Source organism: Pseudomonas sp. BJa3, assembly GCF_026343815.1.
In the GTDB taxonomy this organism is placed as follows: Bacteria; Pseudomonadota; Gammaproteobacteria; order Pseudomonadales; family Pseudomonadaceae; genus Aquipseudomonas; species Aquipseudomonas soli.
This window is the reverse complement of sequence record NZ_JAOXMC010000171.1, coordinates 1-274: the sequence shown is the minus strand read 5'-3', so window position 1 is coordinate 274 and position 274 is coordinate 1. Positions and strand designations below refer to the sequence as shown.

Genomic DNA, 274 nt, shown 5'->3' with positions numbered 1-274 from the left:
AAGCCCGCGAAAATGATATCGGCGGCGGCTTGCTGCAGCTCGCTGTCGCGGCCCAGCTGCTTGAGCGCCTTGTCCGATAATGAAAGCCGAACGACCCGCCGGTCCAACGGGCAAGGCTTGCGCCCCACCAGCCCGGTCTTTTCAAGCAGCTTGGACTGGGTTGTGACAAAGGACCCTTCAACATGCAGCATCCTTGCAACAGCATTGACCGGAACGCCGTCCTCGGTGTCCAGATCGGAAATGGCCATTAGGATCGTCCATTGCGACCCGCTGA

1 protein-coding gene is annotated in these 274 nt (G+C 59.9%); it reads right to left on the bottom strand.

Features of this window, described 5'->3' with window-relative positions:
- Positions 1 to 248, bottom strand: a 248-nt coding sequence (locus OH705_RS27300) for a MarR family transcriptional regulator (protein ID WP_267303450.1), incomplete at its 3' end; no start/stop codon positions are given.
- Positions 249 to 274: the final 26 nt, after the last annotated feature.